General features: G+C 39.6%; 9 protein-coding genes, 1 other RNA gene and 1 other annotated feature. Of the genes, 9 read left to right on the forward strand and 1 reads right to left on the reverse strand.

What is annotated here, in order from left to right; genetic code table 11:
* Nucleotides 1-107 precede the first annotated feature (107 nt).
* From secDF to dtd, 5 genes are all read left to right on the forward strand, one after another.
* The gene (secDF, locus tag AA0X95_RS10275; protein WP_413308543.1) at nt 108-2,372 is read left to right on the forward strand and encodes a protein translocase subunit SecDF; all 2,265 of its coding nucleotides are present in this window, start codon (nt 108-110) and stop codon (nt 2,370-2,372) included.
* A 97-nt stretch (nt 2,373-2,469) separates the two neighbouring features.
* On the forward strand, nt 2,470-4,833 hold the full coding sequence (recJ, locus tag AA0X95_RS10280) for a single-stranded-DNA-specific exonuclease RecJ (RefSeq protein ID WP_413308545.1): 2,364 nt from the start codon (nt 2,470-2,472) through the stop codon (nt 4,831-4,833).
* A complete protein-coding gene (locus tag AA0X95_RS10285; protein ID WP_413308546.1) occupies nt 4,824-5,336 on the forward strand; it encodes an adenine phosphoribosyltransferase in 513 nt (170 codons plus the stop codon). Before recJ ends, AA0X95_RS10285 begins: the two co-directional genes overlap by 10 nt.
* Before the next feature lie 222 nt (nt 5,337-5,558).
* Complete coding sequence (locus AA0X95_RS10290; RefSeq protein ID WP_413308547.1) at nt 5,559-7,754, forward strand: RelA/SpoT family protein; 2,196 nt, start codon at nt 5,559-5,561, stop codon at nt 7,752-7,754.
* Nucleotides 7,755-7,764: 10 nt separating this feature from the next.
* Entirely contained in the window at nt 7,765-8,208 is a 444-nt protein-coding gene (dtd, locus tag AA0X95_RS10295) for a D-aminoacyl-tRNA deacylase (RefSeq protein WP_413308548.1), read from the forward strand.
* Nucleotides 8,209-8,243: 35 nt separating this feature from the next.
* On the opposite strand, the gene AA0X95_RS10300 is transcribed toward dtd, so the two are convergent.
* Nucleotides 8,244-10,004, reverse strand: coding sequence for an SH3 domain-containing protein (locus AA0X95_RS10300; RefSeq protein WP_413308550.1), 1,761 nt, complete (start codon nt 10,002-10,004; stop codon nt 8,244-8,246).
* A gap of 174 nt (nt 10,005-10,178) precedes the next feature.
* Between AA0X95_RS10300 and AA0X95_RS10305 the strand changes: the two genes are divergently transcribed.
* From AA0X95_RS10305 to ssrS, 4 genes are all read left to right on the forward strand, one after another.
* Nucleotides 10,179-10,355 (forward strand): hypothetical protein, encoded by a 177-nt coding sequence (locus AA0X95_RS10305; protein WP_309860420.1) that lies wholly within the window; start codon nt 10,179-10,181, stop codon nt 10,353-10,355.
* 61 nt (nt 10,356-10,416) lie between these two features.
* Nucleotides 10,417-10,660, forward strand: a binding site (T-box leader).
* A 91-nt stretch (nt 10,661-10,751) separates the two neighbouring features.
* On the forward strand, nt 10,752-12,023 hold the full coding sequence (gene hisS, locus AA0X95_RS10310) for a histidine--tRNA ligase (RefSeq protein WP_413308552.1): 1,272 nt from the start codon (nt 10,752-10,754) through the stop codon (nt 12,021-12,023).
* Nucleotides 12,024-12,038: 15 nt separating this feature from the next.
* Nucleotides 12,039-13,808: an aspartate--tRNA ligase gene (aspS, locus tag AA0X95_RS10315; protein ID WP_413308554.1), complete on the forward strand. Its 1,770-nt coding sequence runs from the start codon at nt 12,039-12,041 to the stop codon at nt 13,806-13,808.
* A gap of 66 nt (nt 13,809-13,874) precedes the next feature.
* Nucleotides 13,875-14,072, forward strand: a non-coding RNA gene (gene ssrS / locus AA0X95_RS10320) — 6S RNA.
* Nucleotides 14,073-14,119 lie beyond the last annotated feature (47 nt).

The raw sequence follows: 14,119 nt of genomic DNA on the forward strand, positions 1-14,119 counted from the left end.
TTATTCCATAATGGTAGCAGTGACTTTATTGTTATTTTTATATAAGGCTTGTAACGGTTTTTATGTAATAGTGCGAATGCACATGCACTAAGGAGGAACAATACATAATGGTAAAACGTAGTAGAATTATTGCTTTCTTTCTTGTGGTCCTTATTATAGGAAGCACAATGGGAGTAACAGCAAAGAACATTTTAAACAATATTAAGCTTGGACTGGACCTTCAAGGTGGATTTGAGGTATTGTACGAGGTTAAGCCAGCGAAAAAAGGTCAAAAGATTGACAAGGAAGTATTGGCTAGTACCGCTGAAGCGCTGGACAAGCGTATTAATGTTCTGGGTGTAAGTGAACCAAGCATTCAAATTGAAGGAAATAACCGGATTCGTGTTCAGCTTGCGGGCGTTAAGGATCAAAACAAGGCACGTGAAATCCTGTCAACACAAGCGAATCTAACCTTCCGTGATGCCAATGATCGTCTAATGATGGACGGTTCAGACTTAAAGCAAGGTGGAGCTAAGCAGACATTTGACGAAAACGGAGCACCAAGTGTTTCACTATCATTAAAGAGCGCAGACAAGTTCCGAAAAGTATCGGAAGAAATTATGAATATGGCTCCAAATAACGTCCTAGTTATTTGGCTGGATTTTCAAGAAGGAAAAGATTCCTTTAAAAATGAAGTAACAAAACCAAATCCAACATATTTGTCAGCTCCAACAGTAAAACAAATATTTAACCAAGATTCAGTTTCCATTGTCGGCAGCTTCACCGCTGATGAAGCTAAAACATTAGCCTCACTATTAAATGCAGGTTCATTACCGGTAAAGCTTAAGGAAGTGTATTCCACTTCTGTAGGAGCAAAGTTTGGTGAACAGGCGTTAAATGATACGATTTTAGCAGGAATCATTGGTATTGCAATTATTTACCTATTCATGATTTTCTACTATCGTTTCCCAGGTTTCATCGCTACTGTTACATTATCCATTTATATTTATTTAGTTTTATTAATTTTTGATTGGATGAATGGTGTGCTAACCCTGCCGGGGATTGCCGCGATTATTCTCGGGGTGGGTATGGCCGTCGATGCCAATATCATTACCTATGAGCGAATCAAGGAAGAGATTAAGGTTGGTAAGTCCATTAAATCTGCTTTCCAAGCTGGTGAAAAAAATGCATTTACATCCATTCTTGACTCAAACCTGACTACCATTCTTACAGCCGGAGTGCTTTTCTTCTATGGGACAAGCTCAGTAAAAGGCTTTGCGACGATGTTAATTGTCAGTATCTTAATGAGCTTCTTAACGGCCGTTTATGGTTCACGGTTATTCCTAGGTCTATGGGTTCACAGTGGAATATTCAAAAAGAAGGCTAGCTGGTTTGGTGTAAAACAGTCTGAAATTAAAAACATCGCTGAAAACTATGATACGTTAGACCTTCCTACTCGATTTGATAAAATCGATTTTGTAAAAAACCGTAAGAAGTTTTTCGTTTTATCAGGCGTTCTTATTACGGCAGGTATAATCGTACTATTAATCTTCCGTTTGAATCTGTCCATTGACTTTTCAAGTGGGACACGCGTGGAGGTTCTTTCAGACAAACCTTTAACTATAGAAAAAGTAGAAAGTGCTTTTGAAAAACATGACATGAAACCAGATGATATCGTCATTTCTGGCGACAATAAGGAAATTGGTGCGGCTAGAATGATTGGTGTCTTATCCAAAGATGAAATTGCCAAGTTAAAAACAGATTTTAAAAAGGAATTTGGTTCCGAGCCGAATGTTAGTACAGTTTCTCCTACAGTCGGTAAGGAATTGGCTAAAAATGCACTTATTGCCCTGCTAATAGCATCAATAGGGATTATCATTTATGTAAGTATTCGTTTTGAACTTGCGATGGCTATTGCTGCGATTGCATCGTTACTGCATGATGCGTTCTTTATGGTTGCATTCTTCAGTATTACGAGACTTGAAGTGGATTTAACGTTTATCGCCGCTGTTCTAACGATAGTGGGTTACTCGATCAATGATACCATCGTTACCTTTGACCGGATGCGTGAAAATATGCGTAAGAAAAAGCGTCTTAAAACATTTGAAGATATTGCTGACGTAGTCAATTTAAGTATCCGTCAAACGTTAACCCGTTCTGTAAATACAGTAATGACTGTTTTAATCACAGTTGTTGCCATGATGATTTTTGGAGGAGAATCCATTCGTAACTTCAATATTGCCTTGTTTGTAGGGTTAATTGTAGGTGTATATTCATCTATCTTTGTAGCAGCCTCACTATGGGTTGTGTTTAAAGCAAGAGAATTGAATAAAAAAGGCGTCATTAAAACCGTAAAAGAAAAGAGAAAATACTCTGATCAACCACAGGTTTAATCATTTAAAAACCGCAGACCATCTGCGGTTTTTTCTTTTGATTGAAAGAGTGTTGTTCCTCCTGTATAATAGTAAAGTCTGAGGGGTGAACACACGTATGTTAAAGTCGAAAACAAGATGGATTGTTCGCAAATCTGATAACCATCTAGTTAAACAACTGGAAAATGAATTGAAGATAACACCTCTAGTTGCGTCACTTCTTGTCAATCGTGGTTTAGATACCGTAGATTCAGCACGGTATTTTTTATTTGGTAAGGAAGAATTTCATGATCCTTTTCTCTTAAAAGGAATGGATATCGCGGTTAATAGAATTCGTGATGCGATTGAAAAACAAGAGCCTATTCTCATTTTCGGCGACTATGACGCGGATGGTGTTAGCAGCACATCGGTGTTAATGTTGACACTGCGTGACCTTGGTGCAAATGTGCAGTTTTATATCCCGAATCGTTTTACAGAGGGATATGGACCGAATGAACGTGCATTCCGTCATGCTGCGGAATCTGGAATAAACTTAATTATAACTGTGGATACAGGAATATCAGCTGTACATGAAGCATCGATAGCAAAAGAGCTTGGTATGGACCTAATTATTACGGATCACCATGAGCCGGGGCCTGTTCTACCAGAAGCCCTCGCAATCATTCATCCAAAGTTGCCTGGTAGCATCTATCCTTTCCGGGAACTGGCCGGTGTGGGGGTTGCATTTAAACTTGCCCATGCATTGTATGGTGAAGTGCCAGAGCATTTACTTGAAATTGCCGTCATCGGTACAATTGCCGACTTAGTATCCTTAACAGATGAAAACCGCCTCATTGCTAAAAAGGGCTTAGAAAAGCTGAAAGTAACAAAAAATGTTGGACTTAAAGCTATTTTTAAATTAGCTGGAGTAGACCCTTCAGCTATTAATGAGGAAACCATAGGTTTTACACTTGCCCCAAGGATTAATGCGGTTGGGCGATTAGAAGATGCCGATATGGCGGTTCAACTGATTCTGACAGATGATCCAGAAGAAGCGCAACAGCTAGCGGAAGAAATGGATGTCTTGAATAAGACAAGGCAATCCATAGTAAATGAAATTACTGCTGAAGCGATTGAAATCGTTGAAAACAACTACCCAATTGACACCAATAAGGTTCTTGTCATTGGGAAGGAAGGCTGGAATGCAGGCGTAGTAGGAATAGTTGCATCCAGACTGGTTGATAAGTATTATCGTCCAACCATCATTTTAAGCTTTGACTCAGAAAAGGGCATTGCTAAAGGTTCAGCCCGTAGTATAGAAGGCTTTGACCTATTTAAAAATTTATCGACATGTAGAGATATTCTGCCTCATTTCGGTGGACATCCCATGGCTGCTGGAATGACTTTGGAACTTGAAAATGTGGCTGACCTTCGAGGGCGGCTTAATAGCCTTGCAGAAGACCAGCTAACAGATGAGCAGCTTATCCCGGTAACCTATTTAGACGAAGAGGTTCGTCTTGAAGATGTTCATCTATCTTCATTAGATGAAATGAACTTGCTTTCTCCTTTTGGTATGGACAACCCCAAACCAAAAGTTTTAATAAATAATGTTGATATTGCCAGTATGAGAAAAATTGGCAGTGAACAAAATCATCTCAAGGTTTTGGTAAATGAGGATGGTTCCAATCTAGATGGGATTGGCTTTGGTTTAGGAGCTTTAGTAGATCAAATCTCTCCTGCCTCAAAAATTTCATTAATTGGAGAATTATCTGTTAATGAATGGAACAATATACGTAAACCACAAATCTTTATCCACGATCTCGCTGTTGAATCGTGGCAGTTATTTGACTATCGCGGGCAAAAGCGAATCAACCATATCGCCCAATCGGTACCTACCGAAAACAGAAAGCTTATTGTGTTCAATAAGGAGCATCTTGATAAAATAAATGCAAGCTTCCAGCCGGACATCACCATCATTCAAACAAAAGAAGAGGCGGAAGCCTTTGACGGACATCATGCAAATATCGTCCTGGTGGACTTCCCACCATCAAAGGAAATTCTATCTGATTTGTTCAAAGGGAAACAGCCGGCAAGGATTTATGCATATTTTTATAAAGAATCCAGTGATTTTTTCAGTACTGTACCGACTCGTGAGCATTTTAAATGGTTTTATGCATACTTGTTAAAAAAAGGGCCATTAGACCTTAATCGTCACGGCGATGTCATTGCAAAGCACCGCGGTTGGTCGCAGGAAACAATTATCTTTATGTCAAAGGTGTTTTCTGAACTGGATTTTGTTACAATAAACAATGGATTTATCACTTTGAATAATCAAGCGCAGAAGCGTGAATTAACTGACTCAAGAACTTATCAAATCAAACAGAAACAGTACGCTCTTGAAAAGGATTTATTGTTTTCATCCTTCAAGGAATTAAAAAACTGGTTCGATCAAATGATTCATGAGTCAGTTGAGACTGAGGAGGCAATTAAAGAATGGATTTAAAGGAATTTATTACAATTGTGCCTGATTGGCCTAAGCCGGGAATTAAATTTAAGGATATCACTCCTTTAATGAATAATGGTGATGCATATAGATATGCAACAGACAAAATCGTTGAATATGCAAAAGAAAGACAAATCGACCTGATTGTAGGACCTGAAGCCCGTGGATTCATTATCGGTTGTCCTGTGGCTTATTCACTTGGTGTGGGCTTTGCTCCTGTTCGTAAAGAGGGTAAATTACCTAGGGAAACAATAAAAGTAAGCTATGGCCTTGAATATGGTAAAGATGTTTTAACGATCCATCAAGACGCTATTAAACCTGGTCAGCGCGTATTAATCACAGATGATTTACTAGCAACTGGCGGCACGATTGAAGCTACCATTCAATTAGTGGAACAGCTTGGAGGCGTTGTTGCTGGTATCGCTTTCTTAGTTGAGTTAAGTTACTTAGATGGGCGTAAAAAACTCGACGGTTATGATATATTAACACTAATGCACTATTAAACATGCTAGAGGGCACTCCGAAAACGAGTGCTCTCTTTATATAATTTCGGAGCTTTCGCATCGATTTTTTCGACATATTTCTTTAAATTTTGGAAAAAAGCTTTCAATCTCTTTACATCTTCGTGATTTTTTCTGATAATAGAAACAATCATTCTAATTTAGTAACAATTTTATACGAATAACATTGAATAAATAAAATGAGATGAAAATAAAGGTGATTTCATGGCGAATGATCAAGTGTTAACAGCCGACCAAGTCATCGACAAGACCCGCAACTATTTAAATGAGGAGCATGTTGCGTTAGTTAGGAAGGCGTATGAATTCGCCAAACATGCTCACCGTGAACAATATAGAAAATCAGGGGAACCGTACATTATTCATCCGATCCAAGTAGCCGGAATATTAGCTGACCTGGAGATGGATCCTGCAACGGTAGCAGCGGGTTTTCTTCATGACGTTGTTGAAGATACAAATGTTTCTTTAAAGGATATAGAAGCAGCTTTCAACGGCGAAGTGGCGATGCTTGTCGACGGTGTAACAAAATTAGGGAAAATTAAATATAAATCGCACGAGGAACAGCAGGCCGAAAACCACCGGAAAATGTTTGTAGCTATGGCTCAAGACATCCGTGTCATTCTAATTAAGCTGGCTGACCGTTTGCATAATATGCGGACTCTAAAGCATCTTCCTCTGGAAAAACAACGTCGGATTTCAAATGAAACACTTGAAATTTTTGCACCTTTAGCACATCGTCTTGGTATTTCTAAGATTAAGTGGGAGTTGGAGGATACCGCATTAAGATATTTAAATCCGCAGCAATATTATCGGATTGTTAACTTGATGAAAAAGAAACGTGCGGAACGGGAGCAATATTTAGAGGATGTTATTGATGAAGTAAAGAGTCGAATGGGTGAAGTTTCGATTAAAGCAGAGTTGTCAGGCAGGCCGAAGCATATTTACAGCATATATCGTAAGATGGCTTTGCAAAATAAGCAATTCAGCGAGATCTATGATTTACTTGCCGTTCGAATCGTAGTCAATAGCATTAAGGATTGTTACGCGGTCCTAGGGATTATTCACACGTGCTGGAAACCTATGCCAGGTCGCTTTAAAGACTATATTGCGATGCCAAAGCCAAATATGTATCAATCACTGCATACAACGGTCATTGGTCCAAAGGGTGATCCGCTTGAAGTCCAAATCAGAACGTATGAGATGCACCGTATTGCCGAGTTCGGGGTTGCGGCCCACTGGGCTTATAAAGAAGGAAAAGCGATTAGTGATAGCTCCACTTTTGAGCAAAAGTTAACATGGTTTAGGGAGATTCTTGAATTCCAGAACGATACGGCAAATGCTGAAGAGTTTATGGAATCATTAAAGATTGACCTATTCTCAGATATGGTTTTTGTGTTTACGCCAAAAGGGGATGTCATTGAATTGCCTTCAGGCTCTGTTCCGATTGATTTTGCCTATCGGATACATTCTGAAATTGGGAATAAAACGATTGGGGCAAAAGTAAACGGTAAGATGGTCACCTTGGATTACCGTCTAAAAACAGGTGATATCATTGAAATTCTTACCTCCAAACATTCTTATGGGCCAAGTCAGGATTGGTTGAAGCTTGCGCAAACCTCTCAAGCAAAAAATAAGATTCGTGCTTTCTTTAAGAAACAGCGCCGCGATGAAAATGTTGACAAAGGTAAAGAGCTCGTCGAAAAGGAAATCCGTAACATGGAGTTTGATATTAAAGAAATCTTAACTCCGGATAACCTGAAAAAGGTCGCAGAGAAATTTAATTTTTCCAATGAAGAGGATATGTATGCTGCTGTGGGTTATAACGGTGTCACTGCTTTACAAGTGGCAAACCGTTTAACTGAGAAATGGCGTAAAAAGCGTGACAAGGAACAGTCGGCAAGCATTGCCAATGCGATTACGGATTTAAAAGCTTTTCCTTCAACAAAAAAACGTGAATCAGGCGTTCGAGTCCAAGGAATTGACAATTTATTAATCCGTTTGTCCAGATGCTGTAATCCAGTACCTGGCGATGAAATTGTTGGCTTTATTACAAAAGGGCGTGGTGTTTCAGTCCACCGCTCAGATTGTACGAACATAGATTCCAATGATGCCCAGTCTAGATTAATTCCGGTAGAGTGGGAATCATCCTTGAATGACCGGAAGGAATATAATGTAGACATTGAAATTAGTGGATATGATCGTAGAGGTCTACTGAATGAAGTCCTACAAGCTGTTAATGAGACAAAAACAAATATCTCAGCAGTAACAGGGAAATCAGACCGCAATAAAATGGCTACCATTATTATGTCTATTGCGATTCACAATGTCAGCCACCTGCAAAAAGTAGTTGACCGAATCAAGCAAATCCCAGATATTTATTCGGTTCGCCGAATTATGAATTAAGGAGTAGATCATGAGAGTAGTTGTTCAACGGAGCAAAGCGGCTAAGGTCACCGTTGAAGGAAAAGTGACGGGACAAATCACAAAAGGGCTGGTTCTGCTAGTAGGTTTTACACATGACGACAAGCCTGAGGATGCTGCCTACTTAGCTGACAAAATTGCAAACCTTAGAATATTTGAAGATGCAGATGAAAAGATGAATTATTCTTTATTAGATGTTGGGGGAGAGATTCTTTCTGTTTCGCAATTTACCTTATATGGAGATTGCCGAAAGGGCAGAAGACCTAACTTTATGGATGCTGCAAAACCAGAACAGGCAGTTGAGCTTTACGAATCATTTAACAGCATGCTCCGTGAAAAGGGTATCCAAGTAGAAACAGGTGTATTTGGGGCCATGATGGATGTAGAATTAATAAATGATGGTCCGGTAACATTGATTGTTGAAAGTAAAGCATAAGAAAAGCTTGGCACAAATTCTGTGCCAAGCTTTTTCTAATTTTCTTTGAAAAATCTAGCCAGGCCATTAAATAAACCCGATGCTGCATTTTCTTGGAATACACCTGATTTTACAGTCATTTCTTCCTCAGGATTACTTAAATATCCCAACTCCATTAACACAGCTTTTTGTTTATTCTCACGAACAACATGGAAATCACCAAATCGTACTCCACGATCCTTTAGTTTTGTTTGTGCAACTGTGGACGAATAAAGAGTGTCAGCAAGTGATTTTTGATAGTTATGATAATAATAGCCAGTCATTCCACGAACACTTCGATCTAAATTACTGTCGTAATGCAGGCTGATAAAAGCATCGGCATTGTAGGATTGGGCCGCACTTACACGAGAGGGAAGAGGAATAAAGGAATCACTATTCCTGGTTAAATAGACATGTGCGCCTGCAGCTCTTAATTTATCATACAACAATCGAGCAGTCCGAAGTGTCAGTTCCTTCTCTAGAGTGCCGCTTGCTCCTGTAGTGCCGTTATCACCGCCGCCATGTCCAGGGTCTAAAACAATTGTTTTATTTTTTAAATACCCTTCTCCACCCGATTTCTCAATCTGTGTTTTGGAATTGTTGATGGAAACAATCCAACCTGCAATAAATCCTTTTTTACCATTCTTCAATTTAATTTCATACCAATCATTCACAACGTTTAGAACAGGATAGGAACTACCTTCATTTGCCAGTTCGATTACATCGGATTGTACATTTGCTGATGCTCGGATATTTGTTCCATTATGTAAGATGGTAACGTTACGATCCTTGACCGCTTGTCCAGTTTGGGTGACCGTTTTAGATTTCTCAAGGTACCATCCCGCAACCCATCCGAATTTACCGGATTTAAATTCTATTTTTGCCCAATTGTTATTCTCTTCTAGGATCGGAAAGCTTTGTCCCCCTGTAACAGTTCCAATAATGACTGCATTTAAGGATGATCCTGAGCGGACACTTAAACTGTTGGCAGTGACTGTACCATTCATGCCGATTGGTTCATTCTTAGCTGTATCCTTACCTGCTTTTGCATCAGTATCAACAAATTCTGCACTTACCCAGCCTTTTAAATTGGCAAATCCAATTTCAAGCCAATTCTTTTCTTTAGAATAGATGGATACATTAGTTCCTTTCGTTAGCTTTCCAATAACAGTTCCACTTGCAGACGGTTCTTTTCGGATATTAAGGGTGTCTGCATTTACTATGCCGGAACTGGTTTGTTTATTGGTAGCTTTAGGTTGATTCACAGGTTCGTTTTTCAAGATTAAAAAATCCCTTGTAACCCAACCTTCACCAAATGTGGAGGAAACTTTGTACCAGTTTTCATTTTGGTCCAGTACGCTCACTTCTTGCCCTCTATTTAAGAAACCGACAATACGGAAGCTTGTCCCAGGACCTGAACGGATTCTTAACTGATCGGTGTTAGCCTTTGCAATCGTTCCTTTTGAACCACTGGATCTAATCGCACTGGATGGGTTTTGCAAGTTTTCCTTTGTAACCAGCCAATTAACGACCCAGCCAGTATGACCAAAAGACAACTCAATTTCAATCCAATCGCCTTTTTCTTTTACAATTGAAAATTTCTCGCCTCTCTTGGCAACCTTTACAAGAGGATAGCTTAATCCAGGGCCGCCTCGAACATTCACCGAATCAGATGAAACGGTTACCGTTCCGGTTGCAGCAATACTTTTTCCTTGTGGCAGGAAGGCTCCGAAAATAAGAATGATAGATAATAGCAGGAAACTAAACTTCTTAACCATCCACACCCTCCTTTTCTAGTGTCAAATTATATTTTATCGTAAGTAGAACTGAAAATCATTCCTTATTTACTAAAATTGACCAGTAAATGTGTGAATTTGCTTTCATCGATGCAAGTTTTTCATTAATAGTGGAGATAATAGGAATATTGAAGAATAGGCAGGGGGGACAAGAATATGAGATCAAGTGAAAAAGGAATGAACATCCAATCCATGGAGGGCAGGATTTTCGGGGTTGATTTTCATGATTTTATCCAAAAAGAACAGCACGCCACTTCGTTTGAGCTTGCATCAGAATTTGGATTAACGATCGGAGATGTCAGAAAGTTAAAGAAACATTTAGAGAGATCCTAAAACTCTCTTGACATTACTATCAATGCTCCGTATTATTATATAAATATAAAACACATACATGGTATAACCAATGATGGAGCATAGTAATTAAGAATACCCATGAAAAGAGAGGAAATGCCTTAGGCTGAAAGCATTTCTACATGAGCCTTAATGAATGAACACTCCGTAGGCTTCTCTCTGAAAAAAGTACTTCTAGTAGGAGATGAACGTTACAGGCGTTAACTGTAAAAGAGGAAGGGCATGGAATAGGATTCTTTGCACTTCAACTAGGGTGGCACCGCGGGATACAAACTCTCGTCCCTTGTATATTTTGTATACAAGGGACGAGAGTTTTTTTGTTTTGTTAAGAGGAAAAAAATTACATACATGTGAAATGTGAAGAGGAGGTAATCCACTATGTCTATAAGCATCCCTAGAGGAACCCAGGATATTTTGCCTGGTGAAGTAGAGAAGTGGCAGCTAATTGAAGAGAAGGCAAGAGAGCTTTGTGAAAAATATCAATATCAAGAGATTCGTACTCCGATCTTTGAACATACCGATCTTTTTTCAAGAGGTGTGGGGGATAGTACGGATATCGTTCAAAAAGAAATGTATACATTTGAAGATCGTGGAAAACGCAGTATCACACTAAGACCAGAAGGAACTGCGGCAGTGGTTCGGTCCTTTGTTGAGAAGAAGATGTTTGGTTACGCGAATCAGCCCGTAAAGCTTTATTATATGGGGCCAATGTTCCGCTATGAACGCCCGCAGGCTGGTCGTTTCCGTCAGTTTGTCCAATTTGGGGTGGAAGCGTTAGGAAGTAACGATCCTGCCATTGATGCAGAAGTCATTTCCTTAGCGATGAACTTGTATAAAGAAATGGGCCTAAAACAGCTGAAATTGATCATTAACAGCCTTGGTGACAAGGAGAGCCGAACTGCCCATCGTGAAGCGTTAGTAAACCACTTTAAACCAAGAATCGGTGAATTTTGCCACGACTGTCAAAATCGTCTTGAGAAAAATCCATTAAGAATCCTGGATTGTAAACAGGACCGTGACCACGAATTAATGAAAACGGCACCTTCCATCTTGGAATATCTCAATGATTATTCAAAGTCTTATTTTGAAAAATTACAACAATACCTAACACAACTCGATATTCCATTTGAAGTCGATGCCAATCTAGTTAGGGGGCTGGATTATTATAATCACACGGCTTTTGAAATTATGAGCAATGCCGAGGGATTTGGAGCCATTACTACCTTATGCGGGGGCGGACGCTACAATGGACTCGCTGAACAAATCGGGGGTCCTGAAACGCCAGGAATTGGATTTGCCTTAAGTATTGAGCGGTTTATCGCTGCCCTTCAGGCTGAAGGAATTGAACTAGAAGTGAATCAAGGAATCGATTGTTATCTAGCTGCATTAGGTGACGAAGCAAAGGATTACACAGTAGGACTTCTACAGCAGCTTCGAATGGCTGGTTTTTCGGCAGAGAGAGACTATCTAGACCGCAAAATCAAAGCGCAATTTAAGTCGGCTGACCGTCTTCAAGCAAAGTTTGTTGCTATTCTCGGAGATGAGGAATTAAAAAATAATAAAATCAATGTGAAAAACATGGCTACAGGTGAACAGGTAGAATTAGACTTACATTCTTTCATTACACAATTTAAAGAATTGCAAGCTTAAAGGGGGATATTTTCAATGTATGGCAGATCGTATTTTTGTGGTGACGTTCCAGAAACAGCTGTTGGAGAAAAGGTAACATTAAAAGGATGGGTTCAAAAAAGACGTGACCTAGGTGGCTTAATCTTTATCGATCTTCGAGACCGCTCTGGGATTGTTCAGGTTGTGTTTAACCCGGATTTATCATCCGATGCACTACAAACAGCTGAAAAGATTCGTAATGAATATGTTCTCGATATTGTTGGAACAGTTGTCAGCCGTGAAGCAGGAACAATTAATGAGAACCTAAAAACAGGTAAAATTGAAGTACAGGCTGAAAAAGTAACGATTATCAATGAGGCAAAGACACCTCCATTTATGATTTCTGATAAAACAGATGCATCTGAGGATGTCCGTTTAAAATACCGTTACTTAGATTTCCGTAGACCGGTTATTTTTGAAACCTTAAAAATGCGTCATCAGGTAACAAAACAAATTAGAGATTTCTTAGACTCTGAAGGATTCTTAGATATTGAAACACCAATCTTAACCAAAAGTACTCCTGAAGGAGCACGTGACTATTTAGTACCAAGCCGTGTTCACCCTGGTGAATTCTATGCACTGCCACAATCACCACAGCTTTTTAAACAATTGCTGATGGTGGGTGGAGTGGAGCGTTATTATCAAATTGCCCGTTGTTTCCGTGATGAAGATTTACGTGCAGACCGTCAACCTGAATTTACTCAAATTGATATTGAAACAAGCTTCCTAGGCCAAGAGGATATCATGGAAATGATGGAAACAATGATGTCGAAGCTTATGAAAGAAGTAAAAGGCTTAGACATTCCAACAGCCTTTCCACGTATGACTTATGATGAAGCGATGAGTCGTTACGGTTCCGATAAGCCAGATACACGCTTTGGGCTGGAACTTGTTGACCTTTCTGAGATCGTGAAGGATTCCGGCTTTAAAGTATTTGCTGCAGCTGTTGCCAATGGCGGACAAGTAAAAGCAATTAATGTTAAAGGTGCGGCAGAAAAATATTCACGTAAAGACATTGATGCCTTAACTGAGTTCGTAGCTGTATATGGTGCAAAAGGCTTGGCTTGGCTAAAAGTGGATGCTGAAGGACTAAAAGGTCCGATTGCGAAATTCTTCTCTGAGGAAGACGTTCAAGCACTAACAGCAAGTCTTGAAGCATCTGAAGGTGATTTACTCTTGTTTGTTGCTGATAAAAAAAGTGTAGTTGCTGATTCTTTAGGGGCGCTTCGCTTGAAACTTGGAAAAGAGTTAAATCTAATTGATCAAAGTGTGTTCAATTTCTTATGGATCACAGACTGGCCATTGTTAGAGTACGATGAAGAAGAAGGCCGTTATTATGCTGCCCACCATCCATTTACAATGCCATTTAGGGAAGACCTTGAATTGTTAGACTCTGACCCTGGAAAAGTACGTGCGCAAGCATATGACCTTGTGTTAAATGGATACGAGCTTGGAGGCGGTTCACTGAGAATTTTTGAACGTGATATTCAAGAGAAGATGTTCAGCATCCTTGGATTTACTCCTGAAGAAGCAAAGGAACAATTCGGTTTCCTATTGAATGCATTTGAATACGGTACACCTCCACATGGTGGTATTGCATTAGGTCTTGACCGTTTAGTAATGCTTCTTGCTGGTAGCTCGAATTTACGTGATACTATTGCCTTTCCAAAGACTGCTAGTGCAAGTTGCTTGTTAACAAATGCACCAGGTGAGGTTTCAGATGCACAATTAAAGGAACTAAATTTGTCATTAAATGTTAATAAATAGCAGGAATTCGCTTTCATGATTCCTTGAAGCAAACTTCTAAATGTGTTATGATTAAGTCAATCGAGAAGAGTCCTGAAATGTACGTTGTGTTACCTGAAGTTTTGACCGAACATTATTTATTCGGGAATCCGGAGTTTTTCTGATTGCGTAAATGCCTCACCCTTTGACGGGTTTGGGGACTTACAATACCGGGAACAGGACACCCACCTGCTGAGTGCGGGTTTCAAAACGAAGGACATAAGCGACGGCATCATTGGGACTCTTCTATTTATTTTTTAACAACAACCTCCAGCAAAATGCCATGGAGGTTT

This window comes from Neobacillus phoenicis, assembly GCF_047302305.1.
GTDB lineage: Bacteria > Bacillota > Bacilli > Bacillales > Cytobacillaceae > Neobacillus.